This is a genomic window from Kitasatospora sp. NPDC059088 (assembly GCF_042738155.1).
Classification (GTDB): Bacteria; Actinomycetota; Actinomycetes; order Streptomycetales; family Streptomycetaceae; genus Kitasatospora.
In genome coordinates this window covers 1-15,207 of sequence record NZ_JBHYGR010000021.1, presented here as the reverse complement: position 1 = coordinate 15,207, position 15,207 = coordinate 1, and the positions used below count along the sequence as shown (strand labels likewise).

At 73.5% G+C, this 15,207-nt stretch carries 13 protein-coding genes and 2 pseudogenes; 9 read left to right on the top strand and 6 right to left on the bottom strand.

Going from position 1 to position 15,207, the window contains the following annotated elements; genetic code table 11:
- Positions 1 to 124: 124 nt before the first annotated feature.
- Both ACFWXO_RS12225 and ACFWXO_RS12220 read right to left on the bottom strand, forming a co-directional pair.
- Positions 125 to 1,666 (bottom strand): MFS transporter, encoded by a 1,542-nt coding sequence (locus ACFWXO_RS12225; protein ID WP_375891279.1) that lies wholly within the window; start codon positions 1,664 to 1,666, stop codon positions 125 to 127.
- Between the two features lie 184 nt (positions 1,667 to 1,850).
- On the bottom strand, positions 1,851 to 2,531 hold the full coding sequence (locus tag ACFWXO_RS12220; protein ID WP_375891281.1) for a TetR/AcrR family transcriptional regulator: 681 nt from the start codon (positions 2,529 to 2,531) through the stop codon (positions 1,851 to 1,853).
- Positions 2,532 to 2,821: 290 nt separating this feature from the next.
- Here ACFWXO_RS12220 and ACFWXO_RS12215 point away from each other — a divergent pair, with 290 nt between their 5' ends.
- Together ACFWXO_RS12215 and ACFWXO_RS12210 are read left to right on the top strand one after the other, a co-directional pair.
- Positions 2,822 to 3,289 carry a Uma2 family endonuclease gene (locus tag ACFWXO_RS12215; RefSeq protein WP_380523475.1) on the top strand — a complete coding sequence of 156 codons (468 nt, stop codon included), beginning with the start codon at positions 2,822 to 2,824 and terminating at the stop codon, positions 3,287 to 3,289.
- 121 nt (positions 3,290 to 3,410) lie between these two features.
- The gene (locus ACFWXO_RS12210) at positions 3,411 to 4,199 is read left to right on the top strand and encodes a VOC family protein (protein ID WP_375891285.1); all 789 of its coding nucleotides are present in this window, start codon (positions 3,411 to 3,413) and stop codon (positions 4,197 to 4,199) included.
- A 6-nt stretch (positions 4,200 to 4,205) separates the two neighbouring features.
- Here ACFWXO_RS12210 and ACFWXO_RS12205 read toward each other — a convergent pair whose 3' ends face one another.
- On the bottom strand, positions 4,206 to 4,769 hold the full coding sequence (locus ACFWXO_RS12205; protein ID WP_380523472.1) for a hemerythrin domain-containing protein: 564 nt from the start codon (positions 4,767 to 4,769) through the stop codon (positions 4,206 to 4,208).
- 123 nt (positions 4,770 to 4,892) lie between these two features.
- On the bottom strand, positions 4,893 to 5,489 hold the full coding sequence (locus tag ACFWXO_RS12200) for a TIGR03086 family metal-binding protein (RefSeq protein WP_380523470.1): 597 nt from the start codon (positions 5,487 to 5,489) through the stop codon (positions 4,893 to 4,895).
- A gap of 192 nt (positions 5,490 to 5,681) precedes the next feature.
- Here ACFWXO_RS12200 and ACFWXO_RS12195 point away from each other — a divergent pair, with 192 nt between their 5' ends.
- Entirely contained in the window at positions 5,682 to 6,263 is a 582-nt protein-coding gene (locus ACFWXO_RS12195; RefSeq protein ID WP_375891290.1) for a DoxX family protein, read from the top strand.
- Between the two features lie 112 nt (positions 6,264 to 6,375).
- On the opposite strand, the gene ACFWXO_RS12190 is transcribed toward ACFWXO_RS12195, so the two are convergent.
- Positions 6,376 to 7,257 carry a PP2C family protein-serine/threonine phosphatase gene (locus ACFWXO_RS12190; protein WP_380523466.1) on the bottom strand — a complete coding sequence of 294 codons (882 nt, stop codon included), beginning with the start codon at positions 7,255 to 7,257 and terminating at the stop codon, positions 6,376 to 6,378.
- A 146-nt stretch (positions 7,258 to 7,403) separates the two neighbouring features.
- On the opposite strand from ACFWXO_RS12190, the gene ACFWXO_RS12185 reads away from it, so the two are divergent.
- The 5 genes and pseudogenes from ACFWXO_RS12185 to ACFWXO_RS12165 form a co-directional block, all read left to right on the top strand.
- Positions 7,404 to 8,501, top strand: coding sequence for an LLM class flavin-dependent oxidoreductase (locus tag ACFWXO_RS12185; protein WP_380523465.1), 1,098 nt, complete (start codon positions 7,404 to 7,406; stop codon positions 8,499 to 8,501).
- On the top strand, positions 8,498 to 9,127 hold the full coding sequence (locus tag ACFWXO_RS12180) for an FMN reductase (protein WP_380523463.1): 630 nt from the start codon (positions 8,498 to 8,500) through the stop codon (positions 9,125 to 9,127). The genes ACFWXO_RS12185 and ACFWXO_RS12180 overlap by 4 nt, the downstream gene beginning before the upstream one ends.
- Before the next feature lie 230 nt (positions 9,128 to 9,357).
- A complete protein-coding gene (locus ACFWXO_RS12175) occupies positions 9,358 to 10,380 on the top strand; it encodes a Dyp-type peroxidase (RefSeq protein WP_380523461.1) in 1,023 nt (340 codons plus the stop codon).
- A gap of 62 nt (positions 10,381 to 10,442) precedes the next feature.
- Entirely contained in the window at positions 10,443 to 11,243 is an 801-nt protein-coding gene (locus ACFWXO_RS12170; RefSeq protein ID WP_380523459.1) for a family 1 encapsulin nanocompartment shell protein, read from the top strand.
- 198 nt (positions 11,244 to 11,441) lie between these two features.
- Positions 11,442 to 12,254: pseudogene (locus ACFWXO_RS12165) on the top strand (NB-ARC domain-containing protein); the annotation flags it as partial.
- 1,295 nt (positions 12,255 to 13,549) lie between these two features.
- On the opposite strand, the gene ACFWXO_RS12160 reads toward ACFWXO_RS12165, so the two are convergent.
- On the bottom strand, positions 13,550 to 14,770 hold the full coding sequence (locus ACFWXO_RS12160; RefSeq protein ID WP_380523456.1) for a hypothetical protein: 1,221 nt from the start codon (positions 14,768 to 14,770) through the stop codon (positions 13,550 to 13,552).
- A 324-nt stretch (positions 14,771 to 15,094) separates the two neighbouring features.
- Here ACFWXO_RS12160 and ACFWXO_RS12155 point away from each other — a divergent pair.
- Positions 15,095 to 15,207, top strand: a pseudogene (locus ACFWXO_RS12155) (electron transfer flavoprotein subunit beta); the annotation flags it as partial.

Here is a 15,207-nt window from a genome sequence, read left to right as displayed (position 1 = left end):
TCCCGCCGCGGCTCGCCGCTCCCGGGCGGCCCCTCCGGAAACGGCGAACGGCCCGCCCGGTGTCGTGGAAGACACCGGACGGGCCGCATGCGCACCCGAGTCACCCCGTGGGGCCCCGCGAGGGTCAGTGCACCAGCACCGGCACCTCGTCGCTCTTCGCCGCACCCGAGCCGGCACCCGTGGTGTCGGGGCGACCGGCGTTGATGAAGGTGAAGGCGACGGCGGCGGCCGCCACCAGGATCCCGAAGGACACCCAGATCGCGGTCGAGAAGCCGTGCACCATGCCCTGGAACTGCACGAGCTTGGCGGCCTCCGGGCTGGCCGCGGTGGCCAGCGAGGTGGCGTGCGAGGTCAGCCAGCTGGTGGTGGCGCTGGCCGCGATGGTGTTCAGCAGCGCGGTGCCGATGGCGCCGCCGACCTGCTGCGAGGTGTTGACCATGGCCGAGGCCACGCCCGCGTCACGCGGCTGGACGCCGTAGGTCGCGAGGCTCATGGCCGGCATGAAGGCGGTGCCCATGCCGAGGCCCATCAGGACCAGGCCGGGCAGGATCAGCGCCGGGTACGAGGTGTCCAGGCCGATGTGGGTCAGCAGGAACATGCCGACCGAGGCGGTCAGGAAGCCGGGCGCCATCAGGTAGCGCGCCGGGACGCGGGTCATCAGCCGGGCGCCGATCTGGGTCGAGCCCGTGATCATGCCCGCCACCATCGGCAGGAAGGCGACGCCGGTCAGCACCGGGCTGTAGCCGCGCACGACCTGGAGGTAGTAGGTCAGGAAGAGGAACAGACCGAACATGCCGATCACGGCCATGCCCAGCGACAGGTAGACCCCACCCCGGTTGCGGTTGAGCACCACGCGCAGCGGCAGCAGCGGGGCGGCGACCGCGCGCTCCACGATCACGAAGGCGGTCAGCAGCACGACGGCCGCGGCGAACAGCGCCAGGGTGCTGCCGGCGGTCCAGCCGCTGGACTCGGCGCGGGTGAAGCCGTACACCAGCGAGACCAGGCCGGTGGTCACCAGCACCACGCCGGGGATGTCCAGCTTGTTGCGGTTGCGGCCCCCGACGGGCTCGCTGATCACCAGGACGGCGCCGGCGATGGCCGCGATGGCGAACGGGATGTTGACGTAGAAGGTCCAGCGCCAGTTCAGGTACTCGGTCAGCGCGCCGCCGAGGATCAGACCGATGGCGCCACCGCCACCGGCGATCGCCCCGTAGATGCCGAAGGCCTTGGCGCGCTCCTTGGCCTCGGTGAAGGTCACGGCGAGCAGCGACAGCGCGGCCGGGGCGAGCAGCGCGCCGAACACGCCCTGGAGGGCGCGGGCGCCGAGCAGCATCGCGGTGTTGACCGCCATGCCGCCGAGCGCGGAGGCGAGGGCGAAGCCGGTCAGACCGACGATGAAGGTCCGCTTGCGGCCCCAGAGGTCCGCGATCCGGCCGCCGAACAGCAGCAGGCCGCCGAAGGCCAGCGCGTAGGCGGTGATCACCCACTGGCGGTTGCCGTCGGATATGCCCAGATCGGTCTGGGCGGACGGCAGGGCGATGTTCACGATGGTGGCGTCGAGGACGACCATCAGCTGGGCCAGGCCGATGAAGATCAGCGCCTTCCAGCGCCTGGGATCGGGGATCGTCGCCGGAGCGGCGTCGGTCTGAGACATGGGGGTACCCATTTCACGGTGCGTGGTGTGCGAGAACGGTCAACTGCCGTACGGGAACGGCAGGTTGCCGTACGGGTGCGAGGGCGCGCGGACGCGCCCGGAGGCGACTCCGGTCAGTCGCGCGGAAGGTGGGGTGCGAGGGGGGTCGGATCGGCTCGGATCAGGATCGGATCAGTGGTTGGGTCCAGGTGGTCGGTCAGTGCCGAGGGCGGAAGTCCTCGAAGGTCGCGGCCCGGCCGGGCAGCGCCGAGCGGGCCGGCGCGCGCAGGCCGTCCAGGAACAGCTGCAGGTGGCGGTGGACGAAGTCGTCGAGCAGCTGGCAGGAGGTGCCCGGCAGCGGCCGGGTCAGCTGGCTCATCGCGACGAACAGGTCCCCGTGGTCGACGTCCGGCCGGAGCTCGCCGGTGGCCCGGGCGCGCTCCATCAGTCCGCTCACGGCGGACCGCAGGCGCTCCCGCGTCTCGGTCAACTCCGGGTCGTCCGGATCGACGGTGCTGGTGAAGACGGCGCAGAGCCCGCCGACCTTCTCCGCCACGGTCGCGTGCACGAACCGCTGCAGAGCGTCGAACGGACCGCCGCCCACTCCCGCGTCCGCCTCGGCCGTCGCCGTCTCGGCGAGGGCCAGGATGCGGTTCTTGACGAGCAGCGCCACTTCCTGGATCAGCGCCGCGCGGTCCGGGAAGTTCCGGTACAGCGTGGCATTGCCGACCCCCGCCCGCTTCGCGATCTCGTCCAGCGGCACCTCGGCACCGTGCTCGACGAACGCGTCCCGGGCCGCCAGTACGATCCGCTCCCGGTTCCGGCTCGCGTCCGCACGCAACTTCGGCGTGCGCACACTCCCCGTGGAACGGGCCGGCTCTGCGGCGACGGTGGTCATGGCGACGTGCTCCTCCAGAATACCGGGGAAGTTCTCCCCGCTTTCTCCAACGTACTCGCAAACGGGGAATCTGTCCCCGCAATTTCTTCCCATGCTGTGACCTGCGTCACGTTTACGGTTCCCGCCCGCCGATCTCCTCGTTGTCCGATCGGACAACCAGGCGGCGGAGGGGGACCCGTGAGCGTGATCCCTGGACGCCCGCAGATGGTGCCCGAGGAGTTCGAGGAGCTCGCGCGTCTCGCCCCCGGGCGGTCGAAGGAATCCGGCTGGAGTTCCTCGGCGGGCGGCTGGTGGTCCAGCCCCGACCCGACGGCAACCACGGACGGGTGGTCGAGTGGCTGGTGCGCAGGTGCCTGCACGTGCGGCCGGAACAGTTCCTGCACAGCCACGGCCTGAAGGTGCAGGCGCTCCGGGACGGGCGGGCGCACCCTGACGGCGTCCTGGCGCCCTCGGAGGCCTTCGCCGGCCTCGGTGCGTGGGCGGAGGTCGAGGAGGTGCTGATGGTCTTCGAGGTCGCTGACGACGATGCGGACGCCGACCACCGGGCCCGCGTCGAGAAACCGCGTGCCTACGCCGAGGCCGGCATCCCCGTCTACCTGCTGATCGATCGCGACTCCGCCGAAGCCGTCGTCCACAGCCGGCCGGACGGCGTTCGCTACGAAACCGTCCGGACCTTCGCCTTCGGCAAGACCGTCCGCCTCCCCGGCCCGGTCGGCATCGTCCTCGACACCGAGCCGCTCAAGAACTGGGTGCGCTGAGCCCGGCCGTGCCTTCCCGGGCGGGCTGCTCCGCCCGCCCTAGGCTGTGGGCGTCCCGGGCGGCCGGTGGGCCGCGGGAGTCGGGAGGGGCCCGGCGGCCGGGTGGGCGAGGAGGTCCGCGATGGGCAGCGAGGAGACGACCGCCAAGGTGCGCTGCGTGGCGGCCGTTCCGTGCTGGGTGAGCCTGATGGCCCGGGACCTGGAGAGCGCCACGGGGTTCTACGGTCCGCTGCTGGGTTGGGAGTTCGAGCCCGGCCCGGAGCGCTTCGGCCCGTACGTGCACGCGGTGACCGGCGGGGAGGCGGTGGCCGGGTTGGGGGTGGCGGGCCTGGGGGCGGTGCCGCTCGCCTGGACCAGTTACTTCGGGACGGAGAGCGCCGACGCCGCCGCCGACGCCGTGCGCGAGCGCGGCGCGACCCTGGCGGTCGGCCCGCTGGCCTTCGACGCCGGGCGGGTGGCCTTCGCGGCGGACCCGGCCGGGGCGGTGTTCGGCATCTGGGAGGGCCCGCCGGGCCGGGCCCGGCGGCTGGACGTGCCGGGAGCGCCGGTCTGGATCGAGCTGCGCACCCCGGACCCCTTCGCGGCGGCGCTGTTCTACGGCGAGGTGTTCCGCTGGGACGGCCGGGACCCGGAGCGCTTCGAGGTCCGCTGGGAGCACGACCGGGTGGTGCTGCGCGCGGAGGGGCACAGCGTCGCGGCGCTGGCCAAGGAGCAGGCGGGCGGACCGGCGGGCCCACCGCCGCACTGGGAGGTCTCCTTCGCCGTCCCGGACACCGACCGGGCGGTGGCGCGGGCGGTTGAGCTGGGCGGGGCGGGGATCGGACCGGTCTTCGACTCCCCGTACGGCCGGGTGGCCCGGCTGCGGGACCGTGACGGCGCCCGCTTCGCGGTGATCAGCCCGAAGAGCTGACCGGCCTCAGCCCGCGGGGCCGCTGCCCGCCGGTTCGGTGCCCGCCTGTTCGGTGCCCGTCGCCTCGGTGCCCGCTGGTTCGGTGCCTCTCGCTTCGGTGCCCGCAGGATCGCTGCCCGTCGGCTCGGTGTCCGCCCGCTGGGCCCGGAGCCGTTCGCCGAGCTCCGCGCGGGTCGCTGCGGGCAGGGCCTTGCGGGCGGCCGGGAAGACCGTCTTCTCCTCGCCGGTGAGGTGCCGCCGGAGGGTGTCGCCGAGGCCGTGCAGGAGGGTGTCGAACGCCGGGTCGTCCGGGCCGAGTCCTTGCAGGTCGGCGAGGTACTGCCCGATCGCGAGGTGGTCGTGGATGCTGCTGAACACCAGGGCTCCGCCCTCGGGCACGTCGTGCTGGACGAGTGGGAAGAGGTGCTCCTCCTCAGCGGCGCAGTGGCTGAACAGCAGGTCGGTCAGCCTGCTGACCAGCTCGCCGCGCTCGGCCGAGCCGGCCGGCGCCGCCTCGGCGCGGTCGAGCAGGTCGGTGGCCGCCTTGTGGTCGGCGGTGAACTCGCCGAGGATGTCCGGCCTGCGGCTCATGGCGTGCCCGCCTCTCGTCCGGGATCAGGACTCGCCCCCCCGTACTGTCCAGTATCCGGCGCCGCCGCGCGAAACCCCGGTCCGGGCCGCTGCTGGGTGCGGGTTCCGCGGGGAGATCCCTGCTCAGCCGCCGTCCCGCCGCCCGGTGAGGGCCAGCAGCCGGGTCTGCGGGGCGGCGTCCGAGGGGACCGGCAGCGGCGGGTCGAAGAGTCCGCTGCCGGAGAGGTCGCCGTAGCCGCCGATCTCGCCGAGCGCGAAGTCCACCAGGCCGGCCGGGAGCCGGGTACGGGTGCCGATGCCCTCGGCGAGGTCCCAGGCGTGGACGACCAGGTCGGTGGTGAGCTGGTCCAGGTAGTACTGCCCGGAGACGTCCGCGAAGGAGAGGTGGACGGTGAGTTCGGTGGCGCCGGGCACGTCCCAGGCCTGCCGGGCGGCTTCGGCGGCGGAGTTCCAGGCGGCGACCGGGTCGTCGCCGAGCACGTCGCCGTCGTAGCGGCCGCCGACCTCGGCGATGGTGGCGCCCATCAGCAGGTCGGGGACCCAGAGCTGCTCGCCGGTGAGGTGGTTGACCAGGTCCCGCACCGTCCAGTCGGCGCACGGGGTGGGGGAGTCCCAATGGCCGGGGGCGATCAGCCGGACCCGTTCGTCGAAGGCGGCGAGCGCCTCGGGGTAGGGCGTGCCGGGCCGGTCGGCCGGCGGGCGTTGCCTGCGGTGAGCCATGTCTCCACCCTGCCCCGGCCCCGGTGGGGTGCGCGAGTCGTCCATGCACCGTCAGTTGTTCAAATTCGAACTCCAAGGTACGGTCGAGGAGTGGCCGGTTCAAATTTGAACAAAAGGCGCGGCGTGTCCCACCCCGCCCGGCCGCATCACCACACACACCCCTACGACCGACCCCGATCGATGGAGACGCGCATGCCGAGCAGCAGCCCGAGCACGACCGCCGCCACCAGTCCCACCAGCCCCGCCGCCCGCTCCGCACGGGGCGGCTCCGGGTCCGCGACGACCTCCCCGCACGCCTACGACGCCGGACTCCTGCTCCTGCGCCTGGTGCTCGGCCTGACCATGGCCGCGCACGGCAGTCAGAAGCTGTTCGGCTGGTTCGGGGGCGGCGGGATCGACGGCACCGGTCAGTTCTTCACCATGAGCGGTTACCCGGCCGGCAACGCCATGGCCGTGGTGGCCGGCCTGACCGAGGTCCTGGGCGGACTCGGCCTCGCCGTCGGCCTGCTGACCCCGCTGGCGGGCGCCGCGATCGTCGGCACGATGGTCAACGCGATCGCCGTCACCTGGGGCGGCGGCTTCTTCGCCCCGAAGGGCAGCGAGTACGAGCTGCTGCTGACGGCGGGCGCCGCCGCCCTGGCGCTGACCGGCCCGGGCCGCTACGCGGTGGACCGCTTCCTGCCGGTGTTGAAGGCGCACCGCCTGGCGTACGGCGCGGCTGCCGTGCTGGTCGGCCTGGTGACGGCCGGAGTGATCCTGCTGCTGCGCAAGTAGCCGCCGGCAGCGACTCAACTCGCTTTTCCGGAGGCCGTGCTGACGAACCGTCGGCACGGCTTCCGGCGTTCCGGCGTTCCGGTCCCCGGTGCTTCCGGGGCATCGCGCGCGGCTACTCGCCGATCCGCACCAGCGCCAGGGTGATGTTGTCCGGACCGCCCGCCTCGACGGCCGCCTTCCACAGCTCGAAGGCGGCCCTGCCGTCGGCCCGGTCGGAGGGCCCGTCCGCGCGGGCGAGCAGTCCGGCGAGCTCCTCCTCGGGCACCGGGTCGGTCAGGCCGTCGCTGCACACCAGGTAGCGGTCGCCGGCGGCGAGCGGCGAGACCCGTACGTGCGGTTCGACGAAGGTGAGTCCGAGCGAGCCGCCCAGGGTCTGGGTGACCAGCGGGGTGGTGCGTTGTCCGGGCGGCAGCGGCGGGCTGTCGTCCACGCTCACCCGCTCCAGGCTCACCCGCTCCAGGCTCACCCGCTCCGGGGCCTCCCGCTCCGGGGCCTCCCGCCCCGGGGCCTCCCGCGCCGAGGTCCCCCGCTCCGGGCTCGACCGCTCCGGGGGCGACGGCTCCGGCCCGCCACTGCTGATCCGGTAGACCCGGCTGTCGCCGACGTTGAAGACCACGGCCCGGTCGGGCAGCAGCACCAGCCCGGCGACCGTCGTCCCCATCGCGGCCAGCTCCGGCTCCCCGGCGGCGGCCGCGTAGACCGCCCGGTTGCACTCCTGGAGCTCCGCCCGGACGGCCTCCTCGCCGTCCAGTCCGCCCCCGGCGGCGGCGAGCCGCCGGGCGACCAGGGCGCTGGCCACCTCGCCGCCGGGGTGGCCGCCGAGGCCGTCGGTCACGGCGACCACGCAGGGCGGGCCGAGCGGGAAGAGCAGGGTCTGCGGGTTGGTGGTCACGGTGGCGCAGAGCGTCCACGGGCCGATCGTGAGGCTGTCCTCGTTGTGCTCCCGCACCAGGCCCTCGTGGCTCAGTGCGCTCACCGCGATGTACGGCGCCATCGGTTCGCCGTCCTTCCGCGGGCTCCGGCGGTTGCCGGGGCCCGCCTTCCATTGTCGGCGGGAAGCGCGGGAATAACGATCCGCGCCTGCGTGCTAGGGTGGTTGAAAGTTGAACGACTTGGACCTCCTGGAGTGTGGTGAGCAGCATGCAGTTCGGAATCTTCACCGTCGGCGACGTCACCCCCGACCCGACCACCGGACGCACCCCGAGCGAGCACGAGCGGATCAAGGCGATGGTGGCCATCGCGCGCAAGGCCGAGGAAGTGGGCCTGGACGTCTTCGCGACCGGCGAGCACCACAACCCGCCGTTCGTCCCGTCCTCGCCGACGACCATGCTCGGCTACATCGCCGCGCAGACGGACCGGATCATCCTCTCGACCTCGACCACGCTGATCACCACCAACGACCCGGTGAAGATCGCCGAGGACTTCGCGATGCTCCAGCACCTCGCCGACGGCCGGGTGGACCTCATGATGGGCCGCGGCAACACCGGCCCGGTGTACCCGTGGTTCGGCAAGGACATCCGCCAGGGCATCCCGCTCGCGGTCGAGAACTACGCGCTGCTGCACCAGCTGTGGCGCGAGGAGGTCGTCGACTGGCAGGGCCGCTTCCGCACCCCGCTGCAGTCCTTCACCTCCACCCCGCGCCCGCTGGACGACGTCCCGCCGTTCGTCTGGCACGGCTCGATCCGCAGCCCGGAGATCGCCGAACAGGCCGCCTACTACGGGGACGGCTTCTTCGCGAACAACATCTTCTGGCCCAAGGAGCACTTCCAGAAGCTGATCGACCTCTACCGCGAGCGCTACGCCCACTACGGGCACGGCACCCCCGAGCAGGCGGTCGTCGGCCTCGGCGGCCAGCTGTTCATGCGGAAGAACTCCCAGGACGCGGTCCGCGAGTTCCGTCCGTACTTCGACAACGCGCCGGTGTACGGGCACGGGCCCTCGCTGGAGGAGTTCACCGAGCAGACCCCGCTGACCGTCGGCAGCCCGCAGGAGGTCATCGAGAAGACGCTGACCTTCCGCGAGACCTTCGGCGACTACCAGCGCCAGCTGTTCCTGATGGACCACGCCGGCCTGCCGCTCAAGACCGTGCTGGAGCAGCTGGACCTGCTGGGCGAGGAGGTCGTGCCGGTGCTGCGCGAGGAGTTCGCCAAGGGCCGTCCGGCCGAGGTCCCGGACGGGCCGACCCACGCCGCGCTGGTCGCGGCCCGTGACAAGGAGCCCGTGGAGGTGGCCGAGTGACCGCGTTCAAGCTGGCCGTGGTGAGCGCCGGCCTCAGCAAGCCGTCCTCGACGCGGCTGCTGGCCGACCGGCTCGCCGAGTCGACCGTGCGCCGGCTCGCCCTGGAGGGGCGGGAGGTCGAGGTCACCGTGGTCGAGTTGCGCGACCTCGCCGTGGACATCGCCAACAACTTCGTCACCGGCTTCCCGGCCGCCGCGCTGCGCGGGGCGATCGGGACGGTGACGGGGGCGGACGCGGTGATCGCGGTGACGCCGATCTTCACGGCCTCCTACAGCGGCCTGTTCAAGTCCTTCTTCGACCTGGTCGACCACGACGCGCTCACCGGCAAGCCGGTGCTGATCGCCGCCACCGGCGGCACGCCACGGCACTCGCTCGCCCTGGAGCACGCCGTCCGGCCGCTGTTCAGCTACCTGCGCGCGGTGGTGCTGCCGACCGCCGTGTACGCGGCCACCGACGACTGGGGCACGGCGGGCGACGCGCTCACCGACGGCCTGCCGGGCCGGATCGACCGCGCGGCGGGCGAGCTGGCGGCCCTGCTGGCGGGGCGGGCCCCGGCGGCGGAGGCGGCGGCGGTGCCGGAGCAGGTGGTCCCGTTCGCCGAGCAGCTGGCGGCGTTGCGGGTCTGAGGGCCGGACCTGAGGGGCGGGTGCGCGACGGTGCGCCCCGCCCCTTCCGCACGTCCACCCCTCCGCAGGTCCGCCCCTTCGGCCTGTCCGCTCCTTCCGCAGGTCCGCGCCCGGCCGCCCGCCGTGCGAGGTCCTCATCGGCATGATCAGATTGGTGCTGATCCGTCGCGATCCGTTCACACCCCGTGAGAGAGCGCTCCGCGAGCCGCCTCCCGAGGAGGACCCCCGCCGTGCAGCCCGAACCCCAAGCCGTGCTCTCCCCGCTGACCAGTGCGGCGGTCTTCCTGGTCCTCACCGTGGAACCCGGCGGCGAGCCCACCGTCCGCGACCTGCTGCCCGACCTCGCCGGACTGCGCCGGGCCGTCGGCTTCCGGGCCCCCGAGGGCGGCCTCACCTGCGTCACCGGCATCGGCTCCGACCTCTGGGACCGGCTCTTCACCGGCCCCCGTCCCGCCGGACTCCACCCCTTCCAGGAGGTGGTCGGCCCCCGCCACCGCGCCCCGGCTACCCCCGGCGACCTGCTGCTGCACCTGCGGGCCGAACGGATGGACCTCTGCTTCGAACTCGCCACCCGCCTGGTCGACCGGCTCGCCGGGGCGGCCACCGTGGTCGACTCCGTCCAGGGCTTCAAGTACTTCGACGACCGCGACCTGCTCGGCTTCGTCGACGGGACCGAGAACCCCGAGGGCCGTGCGGCCGAGACCGCCGCCGTGGTGGGGGAGGAGGACCCGGGCTTCGCCGGCGGCAGCTACGTCATCGTCCAGAAGTACCTGCACGACCTCGACACGTGGAACGCCCTCGCCGTCGAGCAGCAGGAGGGGGCCGTCGGCCGCACCAAGCTCACCGACATCGAGCTGGACGACGACGTCAAACCCGCCGACTCGCACGTCGCCCTCACCGTGATCACCGGCCCGGACGGCGCCGAGCGGAAGATCCTCCGGTTCAACATGCCCTTCGGTTCCTTCGACCGCAGCGGCGAGTTCGGCACCTACTTCATCGGCTACGCGCGCGACCCCGGGGTCACCGAGGAGATGCTGCGCAACATGTTCCTCGGCCGCCCGCCCGGCACCACCGACCGGCTGCTCGACTTCTCCACCGCCGTCACCGGTTCGCTGTTCTTCGTCCCGACCGCCGACCTCCTGGACACCCCGCCCCCGGCCGCCCCGGCCTCGGGCCCGACCCCGGCCCCGGCTGCGCCCGCAGCCCGCCCGGACGGCTCACTCGGCATCGGCAGCCTCAGACCGACCTCCTGAACCACAGACCTCCTGAACAGCCGACCTCCTGAACGGCCGACCTCCTGAACAGGACCCGCACCATGAGCAACCTGCACCGAGAACTCGCCCCCGTCTCCGCCGCCGCCTGGGAGGAGATCGAGGAGGAGGCCCGGCAGACCTTCAAACTCCACGTCGCCGGCCGCCGCGTGGTCGACCTCGACGGTCCCGAGGGCCCCACCCTCGCCGCCGTCGGCACCGGCCACCTCACCACCATCGACCCACCCCTCGACGGCGTCCAGGCCCACGCCCGCACCAGCCGCCCGGTGGTCGAACTGCGCGTCCCCTTCACCGTCAGCCGCTCCGCCGTCGACGACGTCGAACGCGGCTCCCGCGACTCCGACTGGCAACCCGTCAAGGACGCCGCCCGCACCCTCGCCCGCGCCGAGGACCGCACCGTCTTCGACGGCTACCCCGCCGCCCGCATCGAGGGCATCCGCGCCGACTCCACCAACCCGCCGGTCCAACTCCCGCCCGACGTCCGCGAATACCCCGAAGCCGTCAGCCAGGCCCTCACCGCTCTCCGCCTCGCCGGCGTCGGCGGCCCCTACGCCCTCCTCCTCGGCGCCGACGCCTACACCGCCGTCAACGAGACCTCCGACCACGGCTACCCCGTCGCCAGCCACATCGCCCGCCTCCTCGACGGGGACATCATCTGGGCCCCCGCCATCGAGGGCGCCTTCCTGCTCTCCACCCGCGGCGGCGACTTCGAACTCCACCTGGGCCAGGACGTTTCCGTCGGCTACCTCTCCCACGACGGTGACTCGGTACGGCTCTATCTGCAGGAGTCGTTGACCTTCAGCGTCTACACGGGAGAGGCAGCCGTCGCGTTGACCGCTGCCTGACCTCGTGGCCCCGCGTCCACGGGCCGGCGCGAACCGCACCGGCCCGTGGTGCCGGACGGCGCGGGGCGATCAGGCTGACGATCCGTCATGTCTCGTGGTATCAGTGATGCCCGGACGATTCCGGCGCCTTCTCCGGCCGTCTCCGTCCTTCGTTCGTGCTGTGCCTGACGGGTAGGGGGAGCCGATGGAACCGGATTCGTGCGGGGCGCCGCGAGTTCGACGTCCTCGCCGGTCCGGCGGCGGCCGGTGAGCGCGGCGGACTCCACCCGTGAGCTGAGTTCCACGGTGCGCAACTCCCTTGCCGGGAGCGAGGTCGCCGGTGCGGTCGTCCAGGCGGGCCGGATCCGCGACCTGACCGTCTACTCCTCGCCCGCTGGCTCCTCGCCCCCGGTACCTCGGCAGCTTCCCCCCGTGCCGCGTCGGCTGGTCGGACGGGACGCCGACCTCGCCTGCCTGGACCGAGAGTTGGGCAGGGCGGGCGGTCCGGTCGACCTGACCGTGGTGCTCACCGGGCCCGCCGGGGTGGGGAAGACCGCCCTCGGTGTCCACTGGCTGCGAGGCCATTCCGAGCGCTTCCCGGACGGTCGGCTCTTCGCCGACCTGCGGGCCCACGCCCCCGGCGGTCCGGCGGATCCTGCCGAGGTGCTGGCGGGCTTCCTGCGCGCCCTCGGCGTCTCGCCGGTGCCACGCGACCCCTCCGAGGGCGCCGCGCTCTGGCGCTCGCTCGCCGCCGAACGCCGGATCGCCGTCCTGCTCGACGACGCATCCAGCGCCGCCCAGGTCCGCTCGCTGCTGCCCGGCGCGGAGCACGCCGTGGTCGTGGTCACCAGCCGCCGTCGACTCACCCGGCTCGGCACGGACGGTGCCGTTCTCCGGCCGGTCGACCTGCTGTCGGACGAGGACTCGGTGCGACTGTTCGCCCAGCTGGTCGGCGAGGAGCGGGTGGCGCGGGAGCAGGCGGTCGCGGAACTGGTGGTGGGGTGCTGCGCCGGGCTTCCGCTGGCCGTCTGTCTTGCCGCCGCCAGGGTCGCGGCCCGGCCCGCGCAGTCGCTCCTGGGCGCCGCCGGACCCGTCGTCGACGAGTCCCGGCGGCTCGTCGCACTCGACATCGACGGAGAGGGCGTGCGGCAGCCACTGGACGCCTCCCTGGCCGGACTGGGCCCGGCGACTGTCCGGCTGTACCGACTGCTGGGTCTCCTGCCGTTTCCGGTCTTCACCCTGGACGTCGTCCGGGTGCTCGGCGATCTGGAACGGGCCGAGGCCGAGCCGCTGCTCGACCGGTTGGTCGACGTCCACCTGCTGGAGGCGGCGGCGGACGGCTTCCGGTTCCACGGCCTGGTGAAGCTGCACGCGTCGGCGTGCGGGGAGGGGATCCGCGACCACCCCGAGGGGCGGGCTGCCGTCGACCGTCTCCTCGACTGGTACCTGGCCACTGCCACGGCCGCGGAGGCCCTGCTGACCCCGAGTCATCGAACCCTGCGCCGTGACTTCGTGACCGGACCGGTGCCCGGGGAGTTCGCCGGAGAAGCGGCGGCGGTCGACTGGCTCGACGCGGAGACCGGGCGGCTCGCCGACGTCGTCCGCTGGGCCGCCGACACCGGTCGTGCCGCCACCGCCTGGCAGCTGGTCGACGCCATGTGGCCGCTCTTCCTCCAGCTGCGTCCCGTCCCGCTGTGGGTCGAGGCCCACCGGATCGGCCTGATCGCCGCGCGCTCGGCGGGCCACCGCGACGGCGAGCTACGCATGCTCACCTCCGGCGGCGCCGGTCTGCGCAACGTCGGCCGGGGCGCGGAGGCCGCCGCGTGGTACACCGAGGCGCTCCACCTGGCCCGTGGCGCCGGCAACGCGCTCGCCGAGGCCGACGCCCTCTACGGCCTCGGCCAGACCCACCACGCGGAGGGCCGGTTCGCCCAGGCGGCGGACTGCCTGCGCAGGACGGCCGCGATCCGGGCGGCCCGAGGCTACCGACGGGGTACGGCGCTGGCCCGACTCGCCCTCGGCGGCATCCTGCTGGAGGAGGGTCGGGCCGCCGAGGCCGTCCCGGTCCTCATCGGAGCCCACCGGGAGCTCGCCACCCTCCCCACGGCGTACGAGGCCGCCCGTGCGCTGGCCTTCCTCGGCCGGGCGCACACGGTCCTCGGGGCCCACGAGGAGGCGGGGCGGTGCTTCGCGGAGGCGCTCGGGGTCTTCCGGGAAGGCCGGGCGAGGCGCTGGGAGGCCCGGGTCCTCGAACTCACGGGAAACCTCGCCCTGGCCTGCGGCGACCCCGCCGGGGCGGACGCCCGCTGGCAGGAGTCCCTCGACCTCTACCAGGCGCTGGGCGCCCCCGATGCCGCGCGTGTCGCCGCCGTGATGGCTGCTGGTGCACCGACCCCGTCGTCGGCCGCGGGCCACAACGGCGAGGGCAGCGGCAGTACGGGCGGTACGGGCGGAGGAGTGGGTTCGGCCAGGCCGAGGACGCGGTAGAGCAGCTGACGCATCCTGAGGTCGAACCGGCCGGGCTCCGAGCTGATCCGGGCCGCGACCGCGGCGTAGTCCTCGCGCCGGTACCGCTCGGCGGCGCGGTCGAGCTGGGCGGTGAGCGAGCGGGACGGGCTGAGTGCCGGCGCGGTGCGGGCGAGCCGCGCGCCGGGCGAGCGCGGGTTGATGCCGTGCTGCGGGTAGGCGGCGAGCAGGATCGGGGCGCCGGTCATGGTGCCGTAGAGGGTGACCGAGCCGTGGTCGCCGATGACGACGTCGGCGGCGACCAGCAGGGGGCGCCAGTCCTCCTCCGGCCCGGGCACGCTGACCGCCCGGGGTGCGGTGCCGGCCACCCGTGCGCGGACGGCCCGGGGGCCGTGCGCGGCGGCCACGTTGGGATGGACCAGCAGTGCGGCGCGGTGGCCGTGGCGGGGCAGCTCGGCGGCCAGCCGCGGCAGGACGGTGTCGAGCCGCGCGAACAGCGAGCCGCTGCCCCAGGTGGAGCAGAGCAGCACCAGCCGCTCCTCGGGCGCCAGTCCGAGCGCGGTCCGGTACCGCTCCCGGTCGGGCAGCGCGGCGGCGATCCGGTCGTGGTCGGCATCGCCCACGACCTCGGCGATCGACAGCGCCTCCGGGCAGCCGCGACCGAGCTCGGTGCGGTCGTCCCGGTGCGCGAGCGCGTACGCGGCGGGCACCAGCCGTCCCTGCCAGACGAGGTACTCGGGCCCGAGCCCGGCGACGGTCCGCCCGGCCCCGATGCCGGACGGCGACAGCTTGTTGTGTCCGACGCCGTGCGTCAGCCGGACCGTCGGGCCGTGCAGTCGCTCCAGCCCTCGCGAACCCGCGGCGAGCACCAGGTCGAAACTCCGGCGGACGGCCTCCGCCCAGGGCAGCACGGTGGCGCCGAGCCGTCGGACGTGGGCGGCCGCACCCCGGTTGAACGTGTGCGGCGCCACCGTGAACCGGACCCGCACCCGCGGGTCGGCGTCGAGGAGGGCGTGGACGCTGCGCAGCCGCTGGCCGTAGACCGTGGTGTGCACGACCACCAGCACGTCCACCGACGTCATCTCCGCCGCCTCCTCCGGTGCCGATCCGCCGCCCCGGGCCCCGGTTCGGCACTGCGGGCGGCACGCTCGGGCATTCTGGTGCACTCCGGCACGGCCCCGGACACCGGGTAGGGTACTGAGTGCCTTTACCAGGGGTACTGAGTGCCGTATTCTCTCGGTGGAGCCTCTGATGCCAGTCGCAGACAGCCGACCCGGCATGCCGGTCCAGGTGGCGCTTGCGGCACGCGGGCCGTTGCCGGGCCGGGGTTGGCACTCAGTACCCTCGGCCTGACCTGAGGCCATGGATCCAGTGCATCCGTGCACCCGTGACAGGAGAAACCGCTCATGAGCTTGAGGATCGTCGTCTGTGTGAAGTACGTGCCGGATGCGACGGGTGACCGTCGTTTCGCGGACGACCACACCACGGACCGGGAGGGTGTGGACGGCCTCCTGTCGGA

What these genes read in the sequence shown, in the direction of transcription:
- ACFWXO_RS12225 (WP_375891279.1), bottom strand. Translation starts at nt 1,666, where the DNA reads ATGGGTACCCCCATGTCTCAGACCGACGCCGCTCCGGCGACGATCCCC.
- ACFWXO_RS12220 (WP_375891281.1), bottom strand. Translation starts at nt 2,531, where the DNA reads ATGACCACCGTCGCCGCAGAGCCGGCCCGTTCCACGGGGAGTGTGCGC.
- ACFWXO_RS12210 (WP_375891285.1), top strand. Translation starts at nt 3,411, where the DNA reads ATGGGCAGCGAGGAGACGACCGCCAAGGTGCGCTGCGTGGCGGCCGTT.
- ACFWXO_RS12205 (WP_380523472.1), bottom strand. Translation starts at nt 4,769, where the DNA reads ATGAGCCGCAGGCCGGACATCCTCGGCGAGTTCACCGCCGACCACAAG.
- ACFWXO_RS12200 (WP_380523470.1), bottom strand. Translation starts at nt 5,489, where the DNA reads ATGGCTCACCGCAGGCAACGCCCGCCGGCCGACCGGCCCGGCACGCCC.
- ACFWXO_RS12195 (WP_375891290.1), top strand. Translation starts at nt 5,682, where the DNA reads ATGCCGAGCAGCAGCCCGAGCACGACCGCCGCCACCAGTCCCACCAGC.
- ACFWXO_RS12190 (WP_380523466.1), bottom strand. Translation starts at nt 7,257, where the DNA reads ATGGCGCCGTACATCGCGGTGAGCGCACTGAGCCACGAGGGCCTGGTG.
- ACFWXO_RS12185 (WP_380523465.1), top strand. Translation starts at nt 7,404, where the DNA reads ATGCAGTTCGGAATCTTCACCGTCGGCGACGTCACCCCCGACCCGACC.
- ACFWXO_RS12170 (WP_380523459.1), top strand. Translation starts at nt 10,443, where the DNA reads ATGAGCAACCTGCACCGAGAACTCGCCCCCGTCTCCGCCGCCGCCTGG.
- ACFWXO_RS12160 (WP_380523456.1), bottom strand. Translation starts at nt 14,770, where the DNA reads ATGACGTCGGTGGACGTGCTGGTGGTCGTGCACACCACGGTCTACGGC.